At 45.2% G+C, this 15,794-nt stretch carries 13 protein-coding genes; 6 read left to right on the top strand and 7 right to left on the bottom strand.

Annotated elements, in window-relative coordinates; all coding sequences use genetic code 11:
- Positions 1-139 precede the first annotated feature (139 nt).
- The 4 genes from JMX96_RS04165 to JMX96_RS04150 all read left to right on the top strand — a co-directional run bounded on the left by JMX96_RS04165 (position 140) and on the right by JMX96_RS04150 (position 5,293).
- Positions 140-1,633, top strand: a complete 1,494-nt coding sequence (locus tag JMX96_RS04165) for a Na+/H+ antiporter NhaC family protein (protein WP_101205679.1) — start codon at positions 140-142, stop codon at positions 1,631-1,633.
- Between the two features lie 132 nt (positions 1,634-1,765).
- Positions 1,766-2,638: an N-carbamoylputrescine amidase gene (aguB, locus tag JMX96_RS04160; RefSeq protein WP_201568033.1), complete on the top strand. Its 873-nt coding sequence runs from the start codon at positions 1,766-1,768 to the stop codon at positions 2,636-2,638.
- A gap of 68 nt (positions 2,639-2,706) precedes the next feature.
- A complete protein-coding gene (gene aguA, locus JMX96_RS04155; RefSeq protein ID WP_201567508.1) occupies positions 2,707-3,822 on the top strand; it encodes an agmatine deiminase in 1,116 nt (371 codons plus the stop codon).
- A gap of 97 nt (positions 3,823-3,919) precedes the next feature.
- The gene (locus JMX96_RS04150) at positions 3,920-5,293 is read left to right on the top strand and encodes an NAD-dependent succinate-semialdehyde dehydrogenase (RefSeq protein WP_201567506.1); all 1,374 of its coding nucleotides are present in this window, start codon (positions 3,920-3,922) and stop codon (positions 5,291-5,293) included.
- A gap of 80 nt (positions 5,294-5,373) precedes the next feature.
- Here JMX96_RS04150 and JMX96_RS04145 read toward each other — a convergent pair whose 3' ends face one another.
- From JMX96_RS04145 to JMX96_RS04130, 4 genes are all read right to left on the bottom strand, one after another.
- On the bottom strand, positions 5,374-6,816 hold the full coding sequence (locus tag JMX96_RS04145; protein ID WP_201567504.1) for an APC family permease: 1,443 nt from the start codon (positions 6,814-6,816) through the stop codon (positions 5,374-5,376).
- 60 nt (positions 6,817-6,876) lie between these two features.
- Positions 6,877-7,026 carry a hypothetical protein gene (locus JMX96_RS04140; protein WP_201567502.1) on the bottom strand — a complete coding sequence of 50 codons (150 nt, stop codon included), beginning with the start codon at positions 7,024-7,026 and terminating at the stop codon, positions 6,877-6,879.
- 114 nt (positions 7,027-7,140) lie between these two features.
- Complete coding sequence (gabT, locus tag JMX96_RS04135) at positions 7,141-8,400, bottom strand: 4-aminobutyrate--2-oxoglutarate transaminase (protein WP_201567500.1); 1,260 nt, start codon at positions 8,398-8,400, stop codon at positions 7,141-7,143.
- A gap of 201 nt (positions 8,401-8,601) precedes the next feature.
- Entirely contained in the window at positions 8,602-10,065 is a 1,464-nt protein-coding gene (locus JMX96_RS04130; protein WP_156410706.1) for an NAD-dependent succinate-semialdehyde dehydrogenase, read from the bottom strand.
- Between the two features lie 232 nt (positions 10,066-10,297).
- On the opposite strand from JMX96_RS04130, the gene JMX96_RS04125 reads away from it, so the two are divergent.
- On the top strand, positions 10,298-11,074 hold the full coding sequence (locus JMX96_RS04125) for an IclR family transcriptional regulator (RefSeq protein WP_201567498.1): 777 nt from the start codon (positions 10,298-10,300) through the stop codon (positions 11,072-11,074).
- Positions 11,075-11,121: 47 nt separating this feature from the next.
- Here the strand turns inward: JMX96_RS04125 and JMX96_RS04120 are convergent, their stop codons facing one another.
- Together JMX96_RS04120 and JMX96_RS04115 are read right to left on the bottom strand one after the other, a co-directional pair.
- Positions 11,122-12,330: a CaiB/BaiF CoA transferase family protein gene (locus JMX96_RS04120; RefSeq protein WP_201568032.1), complete on the bottom strand. Its 1,209-nt coding sequence runs from the start codon at positions 12,328-12,330 to the stop codon at positions 11,122-11,124.
- A gap of 205 nt (positions 12,331-12,535) precedes the next feature.
- Positions 12,536-13,720, bottom strand: a complete 1,185-nt coding sequence (locus tag JMX96_RS04115; RefSeq protein ID WP_201567496.1) for an acyl-CoA dehydrogenase — start codon at positions 13,718-13,720, stop codon at positions 12,536-12,538.
- Between the two features lie 176 nt (positions 13,721-13,896).
- Between JMX96_RS04115 and JMX96_RS04110 the strand changes: the two genes are divergently transcribed.
- Positions 13,897-14,724, top strand: coding sequence for an IclR family transcriptional regulator (locus JMX96_RS04110; protein ID WP_227676905.1), 828 nt, complete (start codon positions 13,897-13,899; stop codon positions 14,722-14,724).
- A gap of 73 nt (positions 14,725-14,797) precedes the next feature.
- Here the strand turns inward: JMX96_RS04110 and JMX96_RS04105 are convergent, their stop codons facing one another.
- Positions 14,798-15,790, bottom strand: coding sequence for a hypothetical protein (locus JMX96_RS04105; RefSeq protein ID WP_201568053.1), 993 nt, complete (start codon positions 15,788-15,790; stop codon positions 14,798-14,800).
- Positions 15,791-15,794: the final 4 nt, after the last annotated feature.

Genomic DNA, 15,794 nt, shown 5'->3' with positions numbered 1-15,794 from the left:
TACTGTTGCCTTGACCTATCACAGTAATGGATTGCTGTGATAGGACGCTCGATAGAAAGTTGATTCGCTACTGGCTGTCGAGCATCAACCACCGAATAGAGTTTGTTTTAAAAAATGAGGTTCTACAGGGAGCGTAAGTATGAACATGAAACTCAATGATGCTGTCGAAGGGCACTATCATAACAAGCGAGTCTTTCTCACCGTAATAGTAGCCGTCGTCATCTATCTGGCCTTTGCTTGGCTATCCATGAGCCGTGGTCCAGATGAATCTTGGGGTGCTTTATCTTTATTACCCACATTATTAGTATTAGTCACCGCCATTGTCTCTAGGCGACCGTTTGAATCTATGATCGCAGGCTGCGTCGCTGGCCTTGTGATGCTCAACCCCTTTGATTTGGTTTCCCCCTTTGCAGACAATATGTCGATGGTCTTGGGCAACGAGACTATCATTTGGATTGTCCTCGTCTGTGGTCTGATGGGCGGGTTAATTCAACTCCTGGAAATCAGTGGCTGCCTAGATGGTTTTAGTGAATGGCTACAAAAAATTATCAAGTCACGTCGTCAGTCATTATTGGCCACTTTTGCTTTGGGCGTTGTGGTCTTTATCGATGATTATTTAAACTGCTTGGCCGTATCAACTTCCGTCAAAAAACTCACCGACGTCTATAACGTCTCTCGTGAAAAGCTCGCCTATATCGTCGATTCGACCGCTGCCCCTATGTGTATTATCGTGCCTATCTCTACTTGGGCAGTCTACTTTGCAGGTCTACTAGAAGAAAATGGCGTAGCAGCAGATGGCGAAGGCATTGGACTTTATATCAGTGCTATTCCTTATATGGCCTATGCTTGGTTTGCCTTACTTATTGTATTCTTAGTTGCTTATGGCATATTGGGCGATTGGGGGCCGATGAAAAAAGCAGAGAAACGTGCCAAGGCTGGTAACCCTGTTCCTGAAGCATTTGTTGAAGAACAACTGATTTCAAACGTCAAAGCCAAGCGCAAGCTGTCATTCAAAGCCAATATCGCTAACTTTGCTTTTCCGATGATTCTATTGATTGTCTCAACCGTTTACTTTGAAATCGACCTGTTACGCGGGGCACTATTGACCTGTTTTGTGACTGTCGTTGTCTACTGGATGCAAGGTATCTTAAGCTTTGAGACACAAGTTGAAGCCATCTTTAAAGGCTTTAAAGTCATGCTCTATCCACTATCGACCGTTATTGGTGGCTTTTTCCTAAAAGCAATCAACGATGAGCTTGGTATGACCATGTATGTGATTGAAGCTATCACGCCTTATATGACCATTATTATCTTCCCTGCGGTTATCTTTGCGGTCATGGCCTTCTTAACCTTCGCTACTTCATCAAGCTGGGGCCTATACGTGTTGGCGATGCCTATCGTGTTCCCAATATCGCTCGCCCTTGGCGTGAGCACACCACTTATGATTGGCGCATTGTTATCAGCCTCATCATTCGGTAGTCATGCGTGTTTCTTTAGTGATTCATCATTACTTGCCGCGCAAGGTGCTGGCTGCTCACCCATGCAGCATGCCTTTACCCAATTCCCGTATGCGATGTTAGGTGCGGGACTGTCCGTCGTGACCTTCTTAGGATTGGGCTATATGATGGCTTAAGCCGATAAAACTTAACCAATATGGACTTAACTATTGTCGCTATACACTAACGAATGATGAGAAATTGTTCGTTAGCAAATACGAATCATCATTTACCTATAGTATTACTTATCTATCAATAAAAGGATTGAGATCATGCGAAACGTTACTGTGGCGACTACGCAAATGACATGCGGCTGGGACATCCAGCAAAACATTGCGACCGCGACTGACTTGGTCAAAAAAGCGGCCAACGATGGTGCCAATATTATCTTACTTCAAGAACTGTTTGAGACGCCCTACTTCTGCCAAGTTCATGACTTTGATTATTTTAAACTGGCAACTTCAGTCGAAGACAATGCAGCTATCAATCACTTCAAAAAGTTGGCAAAAGAGTTAGAAGTGGTACTACCGATTAGCTTTTATGAAAAATCAGGCAATACTTTCTTTAATAGCATCACTGTGATCGATGCCGATGGCGAGATACTGGGCACTTATCGCAAAACGCATATACCAGATGGTATTCCTTATGCCGAAAAATTCTACTTTACCCCTGGTGATACAGGATTTAAGGTTTGGCAAACCAAATACGCTAAGATTGGTGTCGGTATCTGCTGGGATCAGTGGTTCCCTGAATGCGCCCGTAGTATGGCATTGATGGGTGCCGAGTTGCTGTTTTACCCGACTGCCATTGGTGATGAGCCAACACTCGGTATCGACTCAAAAGGCCATTGGCAGCGCTGTATGCAAGGCCATTCTGCCGCCAACCTGATGCCAGTTATTGCAGCCAATCGCATTGGCACAGAAACCATCAGCCAAAATGGCAATGACAGCACGATGCAGTTCTATGGTAGCTCATTCATTACCGACGGCCGCGGCGACATCATAAAAGAAGCCTCAGCAAATACTAGCGAAGTGATTAGTACCACCTTTGACTTAGATCAACTGGCTATCGATCGTCAGCAATGGGGTGTGTTCCGTGACCGTCGTCCATCGATGTATGGCACACTGCTCACTCACGGTTAATTTGTTTTCCGTCTCTTTAGTTTACTCTCACTATTTTTATAGTCGCTCGTGTACGATAAGGTGATTTTATGTCTATATTACTGACAGACTCAACCCCGCAGCAAGATGGTTTTTATATGCCAGCAGAGTTTGAGCCAATACAAAAGGTATGGATGGTCTGGCCATACCGTGCTGATAACTGGCGACAACAAGCAATCCCTGCCAAGAAGGCTTATGCTGATGTTGCATTGGCAATTAACAAGTTTTGTGAAGTCGGCGTACTGGTTAATCCTGAGGATTATCAACAGTGCCGCGATAGCTTACCTGATGATATCGATGTTATCTCTATGCCTAGCAACGATGCGTGGGCGCGTGATACTGTGCCGACATTTTTAATCAATGACGCAGGCGAGCTACGCGCTTGTGATTGGACATTCAATGCGTGGGGCGGAGACTATGATGGGCTCTACTCGCCATGGGATGACGATGATAAACTCGCAGAACGCTTATGTGAGCATCTAGATATTCCGCGTTATCGAACGGATGACTTTGTCATGGAAGGCGGCGCGTTTCATGTCGATGGTGAAGGCACGGTTCTGACCACGCGTATGTGTCTGCTAAGCCCGGGGCGCAATCCACATCTGAGCGAGCAGCAAATCGAGGACAAGCTAAAAGCCTATCTCAATGTCCAAAAAGTGCTCTGGATTGATGATGGTATCGACCCTGATGAGACTACAGGTCACATCGATGATATCGCTTGCTTTGCACGACCTGGTGAAGTGGTTTGCTTATTCACTGATGATCCTGAGAATCCGTTTTATGAAGCAACGCAAAAAGCCTACGAGCAGCTCTCAAATATGACCGATGCAAAAGGCAGACGACTAACAGTCCATAAGCTGTGCTGTACCCAACAGCCAGTGACCTTGCCTGATGATTATGACATTGTGCAGTCTGATGATGCCAAACCTCGCCTAACGGGTGATGTTTGTATCGCCTCATATGCCAATTTTTTGATTTGTAATGACGCGGTCATCGTACCGCAATATGATGATATAAATGATGCACTCGCCATCGAGCAGCTTGAAAAAGTCTTTCCTCAGCATCAGGTAGTGGGAGTACGAACAAGAGAGATTGTTTTTGGTGGCGGTAATATTCACTGTATTACGCAGCAGCAACCAAAACCATCGATCAAAGGCAATAACTAAAAGCATTAATCAGATGCACCTGATTAATGCACACGCATAAAAATATAGACCCAAATGGATTTTGAACCCAATAATATTTTAAAATAAAGGACATAATATGAGCGATTATCAAGTTAATAACCCAGCCACTGGTGAAGTAGAAGCCACTTACCCTACTGCCACTGAACAAGATATCCAACAAGTCATTGAGCAAGCAGATACCGCTTATCAAGACTGGCGTAAAGTGCCATTAAATGAGCGCAGTGCATTACTGCATAAAATCGCTGATATCTATATTGAGCGTCAAGACGAGCTATCACGTATCGTTGCAAATGAGATGGGCAAACCTGTTGCCCAAGCAAAAGGCGAAATTGGTCTGGTGGCTGATATCTATCGCTACTATGCAGATAACGCTGAGCAGCTACTGGCAACCAGTACCATTGAAGTTGATTCAGGATCAGCATCGGTAGAAAAACACCCTGTAGGCGCGCTATTAGGTATCATGCCGTGGAACTATCCACATTACCAAGTAGCCCGTTTTGTCGCGCCAAACTTTATGGCAGGTAATACAATTATTCTAAAACACGCACCGCAGTGTCCAAACACCGCAGAAGTGATCGTCGATATCTTTAAAGATGCAGGCGTACCTGAAGGTGTTTATAACAATATCTTCGCGACTAATGAGCAATCAGCGACCATCATCAATGACACACGCGTACAAGGTGTCTCGCTAACGGGTTCTGAACGCGCTGGACAAGCCGTTGCGAAAGAAGCTGGCGGCGCACTTAAAAAAGTCGTTTTAGAATTGGGTGGTTCAGATGCCTTTATCGTTGCAGCAGATGCCGATATCGAGCAAGCGATACAAGGCGCTATCTCTGGTCGTTTTGGTAATACTGGACAAGCCTGTAACGCAGCCAAGCGTTTGATCGTCATCGAATCAGTCTACGACAAATTCGTCGAAGGTTTTACCGATGCGGTCAGCAACATGACTTTGGCCGACCCGCTTAAAGAAGATACGTTTATTGGCCCAATGTCATCAAAAGCCGCTGCGGTCAACTTGCAAGCGCAGTTAGACAGTGCTATCCAAGCAGGTGCGACAGTATTAGTAGAAGGCGGCATGGACAAAGACAAGCCTGGCGCTTGGTTTAAGCCTGCGGTACTGACAGATGTAACTGAATCCATGGATGTATATCGTGAAGAGCTGTTTGGTCCTGTAGCAGTCGTCTATAAAGCAAATGATATCGACCATGCTATCAAGATTGCCAACGATGTGCCTTTCGGTTTGGGTGCGTCTATCCAAACGCAAGATGCGGCACTGGCTGCTGAAATTGCTGACAAACTAGAAGTGGGCATGGTCACTATCAATGCGCCTTCTGGTTCTGAGGCCAATACGCCATTTGGCGGTGTTAAACGTTCAGGCTTTGGCCGTGAGCTTGGCACCCTTGGCATCACTGAGTTCTTAAACTATAAGTTGATTCGTGATAAGTCTTAATAGATTAAAACCTTAGTTGAATGAAAAAAAAGCCTAACGTTTGACGTTAGGCTTTTTTATGAAAGCTAATTAAAGTAAGTCTACTTTTTATATGGATTGTCTTTTAACCACTGCTGGTTAGCCGTTTTTAGCTCACGCAGCTCATGATCCATAATGTCTTTACTCTTACCAGGATTCTTCATCGTGGCATAACCGTACAATACGCCACCAAGTACGATCCAGCCAAGGAAAATCCACCACTCAATAGCGACAAGTGCTGATGGCATACCTGGTAGATATAGTGCCAACATACCAAGACTGAGGATAATAGTGATAATACCAACCAATTTACCTGCTGGTACTCTAAACGGACGTACCATATCAGGCTCACGGTAACGCAGCACTAAGAATGACAGAGCAACACAAGTATAAGCAATAACGATACCGAACCCACCAGCATCTACAATCCATACCAGCATTTTGCGACCAAATAATGGCGCAAGTGTCGCGAGACCACCGATCAATAAAATCGCATTGACGGGCGTATTGTATTTCGGATGCAGTTTGCACAAAAACTGTGGCAACATGTGCGTTTTGCCCATAGCATATAGCAGACGACTACCACCGATAAGAAACGCATTCCAGCTCGATAAAATACCTAGCACGCCGCCAATAACCAGTAACGTACCAGCCCATTTACCATTCCAAGCATTGGTCATCGCATCAGCCGTTGCCAATGTTGAGTCTTGCGCCTGTAATAGCGGTAAAGTCTTACCCACACTCCAAGCGACTGCTACATACCACAGTACAGCGATAATAATAGAGACGATCAAAAACTTACCGATGTTCGGACGAGATAGATTGATTTCTTCTGCAGCTTGGGGAATGACATCGAAGCCAACGAACAAGAACGGTACCATTACCATCACCGTCATGATGCCACCCATACCACCAATAAAGTTAGGCGCTTGTACGGTATTAGAAGTTTCAGGACTAAACAGTAACGCCCCCACGAATAGTAATATACCAACTAGAAAGATACCGACGACTGCTGTTTTTTGGAACCACGCACTGACTTCCATACCGCGTATGTTCAGCCAAGTAACAATCACTGAGCCTAGCATCCCGACGCCTACCCAAGTGGCGTAAACATCCCAGCCAGCAACATTCCAAAGATACCCTTGGCTATAATTGGGAATAATGTATTCGACGACGGTGGGCAGTGCCACGGCCTCAAACGCGACGACTGAGAAATAACCGAACAAAATACTCCATGAGCAAATAAAGGAAACATTAACCCCTAGTGCTCGGTGAGTATAAGTATGCTCACCGCCAGTGATTGGCATAGAGGCCGCAAGTTCAGCATATGTCACACCAATCAATACGACTACTAGACCGCCTATCAAAAAGGCGCTAATTGCGCCCCATATACCTGCCGAGATGATCCAACTACCTGCCAGTACAACCCAGCCCCAACCGACCATTGCACCGAATGCCAGTGCAATGATATCGAACACCCCTAGCGACTTTTTTAATTCAGACATAACCTACTCCTTGTCTGTGTTTCATCCGTGTGAACCTGTTACAGTTACACTATTTTTGTTTCATGGGATCATACCCATCATGTTTGTTGTGTCTGTCGCGTCGCCGAAAAACGTGTATTTGCCGTCGGTATAGTATTCAAACAGCAAATACAAAAACGGCGTCTTGACTTGCAAGGCGCCGTTAAAAAACTTACTCAAAGCGAGCGTCATAAGGGCAACCTTGCCGTTATCTTTCGTACAATCTTTTAACCAATATCGGTACTTGAATTAGCTGTACTTGGTTAAAAGCGATCCATCGCTAAAGTAAATGACACTCAGTATTGCTTATGCCGTTAGAATACCTTTGATGATATCAAGGCCTTCTTGTAACACTTCATCTTCAACTGTCAATGGCACCATCACACGAATGGCATTGCCATACATACCACAAGACGCTAGTAGCAAGCCTTGCTCAAATGATTTTGCTTTTAGATTGGCTGCGGCGGCTGCATCAGGTTTGCCTTCGCTATCGATTAGTTCAAACGCTAGCATAGCGCCTTTATAACGGATATGACCGATACTGCTTAGGTTCAAGCCTTTTAAGAACGCGGCGATGGTATCACCAATCACAACACTACGCTCAAGTAAGTTCTCTTCTTCGATCACTTCCATAACAGCAAGCGCCGCAACACAAGCAAGTGGGTTACCAGAATAAGTACCGCCCAAGCCGCCTACTTGCGGCGCATCCATAATGTCAGCACGGCCGATGACCGCAGAGATAGGATAACCACCCGCCAAACTCTTGGCAGTCGTCATCAAATCAGGCTCAACACCTAGCTGCTCACCTGCAAACAAGGTACCGGTTCTAGCAAAACCACACTGTACTTCATCAAAAATAAGTACGATGCCATGCTCATCACAAATCTCGCGCAATGCTTTGGCAAATGAAGGCGTTACCTGATGGAAACCACCCTCGCCTTGGACTGGCTCGATAATCATTGCAGCCACTTCACTAGGATCAATGTCTGCTTGGAAGATCATGTCAAGGCTGTGTAGCGCTTGCGCTTCTGTTACGTTCAGCTCTTCTGCAGGGAACAATGCATGAAACACAGGTCCTGGCATCGGGCCAAAGTTCTTTTTGTATGGCAATACTTTGCCTGTCAGGCTCATACACATCATGGTACGACCATGCCAGCCACCAACAAAAGAAATCACGCCTGGACGACGGGTTTTAGCACGAGCAATCTTGATGCAGTTTTCAACCGCTTCTGCGCCAGTGGTCAAAAAGAATGCTTTAGTGTCGCCGCTGATGGGCGCTTTTTCGCATAGCTTTTCAGCCAAATCCACGTAACATTCGTAGTTAATCATTTGCGCCGCAGTGTGCGTAAATTTGTCTAACTGCTCATGGACACGTTGGGTGATTTTTGGATGGCTGTGACCCGTGTTCAATACTGAGATACCACCGACAAAGTCGATATAACGCTTGCCTTCGATGTCCCAGATTTCTGAGTTCTTTGCTTTTTCTGCAAAGATAGGAAAGGCAACCCCAAGTCCTGTTGGTAAAACAGCTTTGCGGCGCTCAAGTAATGATTGATTGGTAGTCATGGGAATGTCCTTTTCTTTGTTCGTAACATAAGTGCCAGTTAGTGATTGGCGGTTTATTTGATGTTTATCTTTGTACTCAGTAGATATCAAATGGTGCTTGTTTGACCCAAAACACCATAGATATCTAAAAATTTGTGCTAGTTTTTTCTTTTTTAATTGCTACTTTGCTAACCATTAAGCCAACTCATTAGGTTATGGCTATTAGGTGATATCAGAGCACCAGTATTTGGTCGTGATATAGTCTTCGATACCGTATTTTGAACCTTCACGGCCAAATCCAGACTGCTTCACGCCGCCAAATGGGGCAACTTCTGTAGAAATTAAACCAGTATTATGGCCGATGATGCCGTACTCTAACCCTTCAGTAACGCGCCATGAGCGGGCATAGTCGCTACTATAGAAGTAAGCGGCCAAGCCATAAATCGTATCGTTAGCAGCACGGATAACTTCCGCTTCGTCTTTGAAGGTAAAGATGGTTGCAATTGGTCCAAAGATTTCTTCAGAAGCGATGTCCATATCGCTACTAATATCTGTGATAACCGTTGGGTTATAAGTCAGCTCTGATGCGTCATTGACACTACCACCAGTGACCAGTTTTGCGCCTTTATCTAGCGCATCTTTTAGCAAGGCTTGAACTTTATCTAACGCTTTTTTGTTGATAAGAGGACCGATATCTACGCCTTCTTCTAAGCCGTTACCTACTTTTAACTCAGCGACTTTTTTGACAAATACGTCTAAGAATTTATCTTTGATGCTGTCTTGAACGTATACTCGGTTGGCGCAGACACAAGTCTGACCAGCATTACGATATTTAGAAGCGATTAGGCCTGCTGCGGCTTTTTCTAGATCGGCATCATCAAAGACGATAAATGGCGCATTGCCACCCAACTCTAACGATAACTTCTTAATAGTCGGCGCGCATTGTGCCATCAGCGTACGGCCTACTTCTGTAGAGCCTGTGAATGACAGCTTATGAATGCGTGCATCACCCGTTAGGATGTCGCCGATGACAGAAGACTTACCAGTGACGACCTGAATGACGCCAGCAGGAATACCCGCTTGCTCTGCCAATACACCCAGTGCTAATGCAGAGTAAGGTGTCTCGGTAGCAGGTTTGACGATAATCGTACAGCCTGCCGCTAGTGCAGGAGCAACTTTGCGCGTGATCATCGCAGCTGGGAAGTTCCAAGGCGTGATAGCGGCACAAACACCGACTGGCTGCTTAAGAACGACATGACGTAGCTGTGTGCTATTAGCAGGAATCACATCACCATAGACGCGTTTGCCTTCTTCAGCAAACCAACGGATAAAGCTGTTGGCATAACCCACTTCACCACGTGATTCAGTCAGCGGCTTACCTTGCTCAGCGGTCATAATGATGGCCAAATCTTCTTTATTGGCATCGATTAGATCAGCCCACTTTTGCAATAACTCTGCACGCTCTTTGGCGGTTTTTGCTGCCCAGTCTGCTTGGACATCATGAGCGTAAGCAACGGCTTCGTTGACATCTTCTGTGGTGAGGCTTGGTACAGTACCAATGAGCTCACCATTAAAAGGATTGTTGACATCGAGCACAGCTTCATCACTAGCAGCATGCCAGCCGTCTTTAATGAAGCAAGATTGTTTGAGTAAATCTGGATTTGATAACTGCAGCGCGTGTGACATGTTGACGCTCCTTGTCATATAGGATGTATTTATAAGAATGGATACATTGGTAAGTCGTAAATAATTATTGATAATTCATTATTTGTTCAATATACTGAACACGTATTCTATATACGAGACGTCATTATAAGAACGATATGACGCTATTTGCAACCCTTAATCTCATTATTTTAAAAGTTATCTTGTACTTCTTTCTTTTATTTCATTTTTACTTCATTTCTATAGGTTACTTATGAGCTCGACTGCCGTGCCTGCGCTAGACAAAACGTTTCAGATTTTGGACTTGATTACCGATAGCTCACAGCCTCTGACAGCGGCTCATATCGCAAAAGAGCTTGGGCTACCGCGTAGCTCCACTCACAACATTCTGCAAAGTCTATTATCCAAACACGTCATTTACAAAGACCCTGAAAGCCGTTTTTATTTGGGTTCATATTTGATGTATTGGGCAGGCAAGTATGAGCAGCAGCAAGGCGTAGTGCAGTTGTTTAAAGATTTGATTGTGCAGTATCCGGTACTTCTTCAGCACACGGTTACCTTGTCAAAACTTGATTTGGGCGAAGTGGTATTTTTGGCTTGTCATGAGTCCCCTGCGCCGCTTGGCTTCACCTTTCGTGCAGGCGTTCGTGTACCTGCGGTATTTTCGGCGACAGGCAAAGCCATGCTATCCACGTTGTCGATGGACAGTATCAAATCATTGTATAAAGATGCGTTTCCGACGCCTATGACCCAGCATGGGGTCAAGAATTTTACCGATTTGGCAACTGAGCTTGCGGTGATTCAGGATAGTCGAGTATCACTCGATGATGGACAGTTGCGAGATGGGATGTACTGCTTGGGCACTTATATCCGTAATGCGTCAGGCAATGCGGTCGCTGGTATGGCAGTGAGTTTTTTGCAAGGAGAGTATGAGTCTAAACGGGCTGAGGTCAGTGCGGTATTGATTGAATTGGCCGAGCAAATTGAGCAGCATTTAGGCTTCAATTCTAACGCTGAAAGGCAGCGCTAGGATTAAATACCAGTGCAGGTCTAAAAAATATAATTCAAAAAATTCTGTTAAACAATCCCATCAGCTTTTAGCTTAGCGATCATCTCACTGTCATAACCCAAATTAGCAAGCGTACTATCAGTATGCTCGCTCAACTGCGGTGGCGGCGTACGATAGCTGACAGGTGATGCGGACAATTTAATAGGGTTACCAAGTGCACGTACTGGGCTGCCTTGCTCGGTGAAATTAACAATCATATTCCTTGCTTGCGCTTGCGGCATGGCCAAGGCTTCAGCAACGTTATGAATCGCGCCGCATGGAATACCTGCTTGATCTAAAACCTCTAACCAATAGGTACGTGGCTGCTTGGCAAATTGCTTAGACAGCTCACCGCACAGCAGTTCGCGGTTGGCAACGCGTTGTGGGTTGGTCGTAAAACGCTCGTCGGTATGCCAATCAACTGCGAGCACCTCACACAGTTTGGCAAACTGACTGTCGTTACCACAGGCTAAAATAAAGTGCTGCTCGCCCTCGCCCGCAAATACTTGATACGGCACGATATTAGGATGCTGATTACCCAACCTTGGCGGTATCTTATCGGATGCCAAATGATTCATGCCGACATTGGCCAGCATAGCCAGTGCACTGTCGAGCAATGCCACATCGACATGTTGACCAACACCCGTATTTTGACGCGCCAATAGTGCCGCCTGAATACCAATCGTCAACTGTAAACCTGCAAACAAATCGACGACTGCCACGCCAACTTTGTGCGGCTCGCCATCGCTTGGACCCGTGATACTCATCAGCCCTGATAATCCTTGGATAATATAATCATAGCCGGGGCGTTTGGCATCGGGACCTGTCTGCCCAAAGCCTGTCAATGACGCATAAATCAGCCGCGGATTGTCTTGTTTTAAGCTGTCATAATCCAAGCCGTATTTTTTCAGACCACCGACTTTAAAGTTCTCAACCAAAATATCACTGTCAGCGATTAGCTGCTTAATGATGGTCTGCCCTGTCGGCGTAGTGATATCTACCGTGAGCGACTTTTTATTGCGGTTAATGGTAGCGTAATAAGCGGAGGTATCATCGCTGAATGTTGGCGGTGCCCAATGGCGCGTCTCATCACCGATATGAGGACGCTCAACTTTAATGACTTCGGCACCAAGATCAGCAAGTACTTGAGTACAAGAAGGGCCAGCCAGCACTCTCGATAAATCGAGCACCTTGATACCATGCAATGCGCCCTTTGGCATATTAGCCATATCAATCATATCTGTCATGAGATTCCCTTACTCTGTGGCGTATTTTTTGATTTTTTAATTATAAAATTATTCTTCAGGATGTAATTTCTAAGCCGTTAAATCATGAAGAATAACTGAAAAACGTACGCTGTTGCTAATGCTTTTTTAACAAAAAGCCGAGCAGCAACGTACGTTAGGGCGTGTGCTAAACCTGAATATTTAACTTAAATTCAGTTTAAAAGAACGCTTGAATACCTGTCTGCGCACGACCTAGGATAAGCGCATGAATATCATGTGTACCCTCGTAAGTATTGACGGCTTCCAAGTTCATCACGTGACGAATGATATGGAATTCATCAGAGATACCGTTACCGCCATGCATATCACGAGCGATGCGAGCGATATCCAGTGCCTTACCGCAGTTATTACGCTTAATGAGTGAGATCATCTCAGGTGCTGCATTGTCTTCATCCATCAGACGACCCACGCGTAGCGCGGCTTGTAAGCCTAAGGTGATTTCTGTCTGCATATTGGCAAGCTTCAACTGCACCAGCTGCGTTGCCGCTAGCGGGCGACCAAACTGCTTACGATCGAGCGTATACTGACGAGCTGCTTTCCAGCAGAATTCAGCCGCACCCATCGAACCCCAAGCGATACCATAACGGGCTTTATTCAAGCAGCCAAATGGTCCTTTTAGACCACGGATATCTGGGAAAGCATTGGCTTCAGGGACGAATACTTTGTCCATGACAATCTCACCCGTGACTGATGCACGTAGTGAGAACTTGCCTTCGATTTTCGGTGCTGATAATCCTTTCATGCCTTTATCTAAAACAAAACCGCGAATCTCACCCGCATCATCTTTTGCCCACACGACAAACACGTCAGCGATCGGACTGTTGGTGATCCACATTTTATTACCGGTCAGTTCATAACCGCCATCTACAGCGCGCGCACGAGTAGACATCGACGAAGGATCAGATCCTGAGTCTGGTTCAGTCAGACCGAAGCAGCCTACATACTCACCCGAAGCAAGCTTAGGCAAATAATGCTCTCTTTGCTCTTCTGTGCCATACGCCCAAATAGGATGCATCACTAGGCTTGATTGTACGCTCATCGCTGAACGGTAGCCCGAATCAACGGCTTCCACTTCCTTGGCAATCAGGCCATAGGCGACACTTGATAGACCAGCACAGCCATAGCCCTCAATCGTAACACCAAGCAGACCCATTTCACCCATTTGACGCATGATATTACGGTCAAAATTCTCGTTACGATTAGCCTCAATAATGCCAGGCATCAACTCTTTTTGAAAAAACTGACGCGCGCTGTCGGTGACCATGCGCTCTTCTTCAGTGAGCTGGTCACGTAGTAAAAAAGGATCTTCCCAATCAAAGCGTGGGCTAGTAGATGTTGCCATGTGGATCTCCTTGGTATCAGTCATCCTGACTGACGAATAGTGATTGATACATCATTTGGTCTAACAAGTCATTGACTTCGTTATTCCGCTGTGCGAAACTTAGTTTCATAATTTAAAACCATTTAACCAAACTTTCGCTGCGCTGTAAACCTTTATCAAAAAAAGATGAGTATAAAATGACGAAACCCTTATCAACAGCTACTCCACTACTCGAACGCATGCATGCAACGATGAGTCAAAATAAGGAAGAGAATGACCGACAGTTTGTGACGGCATTGGGACGGGGACTGATCATACTGGCGGCTTTTGAGCACCATGAGCGGCTCACCCATCAACAGCTATGTCAAATGACCGAACTACCAAAAGCAACCATTACTCGCCTTATCCATACTTTGACCACGCTTGGTTTTTTACGTGTCACTGAGCACGGACAGTATCAATTGGGCAGTAGTGCGGTACGCCTAAGCGCGACCGCATGGAGTCGTCACGATATGGTGGCAGCAGCTGAACCACTATTACGGCAGTTCGCTAGTGAAAACGAAGTATCTGTGAATTTGGCAACCGAAGTCGAAGGAGAAATGCGCTATCACGCCTGTTGCCGTAGTCCTGCTCGTCTATCGGTCAACTTACAAGTTGGCTCCGCCGTACCTGTCGCACGAACTGCCATTGGACGTGCTTTTTATGCGGTAAGTACGCAAGCGAGACAGGCGGTCATCATTAGCAACCTACAAGAGAATTTGTCTGATGAAGATTATAACCATGCGCAAACTGCCCTAGACAGCGCGGCAGAGCATTATGAAAAGTATGGCTATACCGTGTCTGATGGGGAATTCTCTACTGACATATTAGCAGTCGCGGTTGGGGTCTATGATGTCGCAACAGGACAATATGCTCATTCTCTGAATGCTAGTGTGCCAAGTGCCAACTGGAAAGCGGATGACTATGCGGCGATGATAGTGCCAAAATTGCAGGCATTGGCGGAGCGGATTGGCGGTGGGGTTTAAAACAGTAATATGGTGAAGATATAAGCCTTCCAGCCAGTCATAATTTTTCTATTGATATAAACTAAATAGCTGGTTAATTGGCTGGCTCTTTAGCGTCTAGTACCCACACCGCATCATGCCCGACAAAATACGTATGATGGTCCGCCACTTCTATGTTATAGACATGGTCTTCATAAGGATTGGGGCAGACATCGTTATAGCGTCGTATCTGCTCGTGAATACTATCTTCTGATAATCCTGTTGCATCACCATATTTATCAATAGTATATAGCGCTATTTCATGAGACTTTTTATTGGTAATCTTATTTTCTCTTACTATCCTACCTTCATACATTAACGGAGCGTTTACAAACTCAATATAACGCTCTAAAGAATGAGCGGACGGAGTCATATCTTGAACTAAGCGGACATTCAATGTTTTATAAAGATCAGAGTCTATAATAAAGGGTGCCTTTTCATTGATGAGCAACTTGGCATCAGAAGTTTGCAGATTGACAGTTTTGATTTCTTCTTTGAACGCTTCTTCTGTATTGGCTAAACTGACAAACTGGTAGCCATCATCCGTAAATCTCACAAACTGAACCAGACCATCTGTCTCCCATAAGTCTTTGTCTTGTATATTTTGTATATAAGCACAGCCTTCAGGGTAGTTCGGTAAGGTACGCACAGGGATAAACGAGTAATCATCTAGCGCAATGGTATCGCCATGAGCAGAGGTTAGATAACCTGATGGCAAACGCTCCGCCGATAGCCATTCACCCTCTAAATCTTCAGGCTGGCGAGTTACCCAAAATGGGTGGTTACTGGTACATAAGATATAGTTTCTACCTTTTTTACCTTGTTTGGCTACCGTTTCGTTAAAGTATTCAACTTTAAAGATTCTTTCCTTTTTCGGAGATGTAAACGTACTTATGACAGGCTTATACTCTATATCACCGCTACCATCTTCAGGCTTGAAGAGTACAGGCTTTGATAAAATTAAGTCGCCAACTTTAATATCTTGAATCGGTACTAACCCTTTATCCGTATGAATGAGCGTTCCCGCGACAAATCCTTTGTTATTCATTAAT

Origin of the sequence: Psychrobacter sp. JCM 18900 (genome assembly GCF_904846625.1) — a bacterium.
GTDB lineage: Bacteria > Pseudomonadota > Gammaproteobacteria > Pseudomonadales > Moraxellaceae > Psychrobacter.
This window is presented reverse-complemented; position numbering and strand designations above follow the sequence as displayed.

What these genes read in the sequence shown, in the direction of transcription:
- JMX96_RS04165 (WP_101205679.1), top strand. Translation starts at nt 140, where the DNA reads ATGAACATGAAACTCAATGATGCTGTCGAAGGGCACTATCATAACAAG.
- aguA (WP_201567508.1), top strand. Translation starts at nt 2,707, where the DNA reads ATGTCTATATTACTGACAGACTCAACCCCGCAGCAAGATGGTTTTTAT.
- JMX96_RS04150 (WP_201567506.1), top strand. Translation starts at nt 3,920, where the DNA reads ATGAGCGATTATCAAGTTAATAACCCAGCCACTGGTGAAGTAGAAGCC.
- JMX96_RS04145 (WP_201567504.1), bottom strand. Translation starts at nt 6,816, where the DNA reads ATGTCTGAATTAAAAAAGTCGCTAGGGGTGTTCGATATCATTGCACTG.
- JMX96_RS04140 (WP_201567502.1), bottom strand. Translation starts at nt 7,026, where the DNA reads ATGACGCTCGCTTTGAGTAAGTTTTTTAACGGCGCCTTGCAAGTCAAG.
- gabT (WP_201567500.1), bottom strand. Translation starts at nt 8,400, where the DNA reads ATGACTACCAATCAATCATTACTTGAGCGCCGCAAAGCTGTTTTACCA.
- JMX96_RS04130 (WP_156410706.1), bottom strand. Translation starts at nt 10,065, where the DNA reads ATGTCACACGCGCTGCAGTTATCAAATCCAGATTTACTCAAACAATCT.
- JMX96_RS04125 (WP_201567498.1), top strand. Translation starts at nt 10,298, where the DNA reads ATGAGCTCGACTGCCGTGCCTGCGCTAGACAAAACGTTTCAGATTTTG.
- JMX96_RS04120 (WP_201568032.1), bottom strand. Translation starts at nt 12,330, where the DNA reads ATGATTGATATGGCTAATATGCCAAAGGGCGCATTGCATGGTATCAAG.
- JMX96_RS04115 (WP_201567496.1), bottom strand. Translation starts at nt 13,720, where the DNA reads ATGGCAACATCTACTAGCCCACGCTTTGATTGGGAAGATCCTTTTTTA.
- JMX96_RS04110 (WP_227676905.1), top strand. Translation starts at nt 13,897, where the DNA reads ATGACGAAACCCTTATCAACAGCTACTCCACTACTCGAACGCATGCAT.
- JMX96_RS04105 (WP_201568053.1), bottom strand. Translation starts at nt 15,790, where the DNA reads ATGAATAACAAAGGATTTGTCGCGGGAACGCTCATTCATACGGATAAA.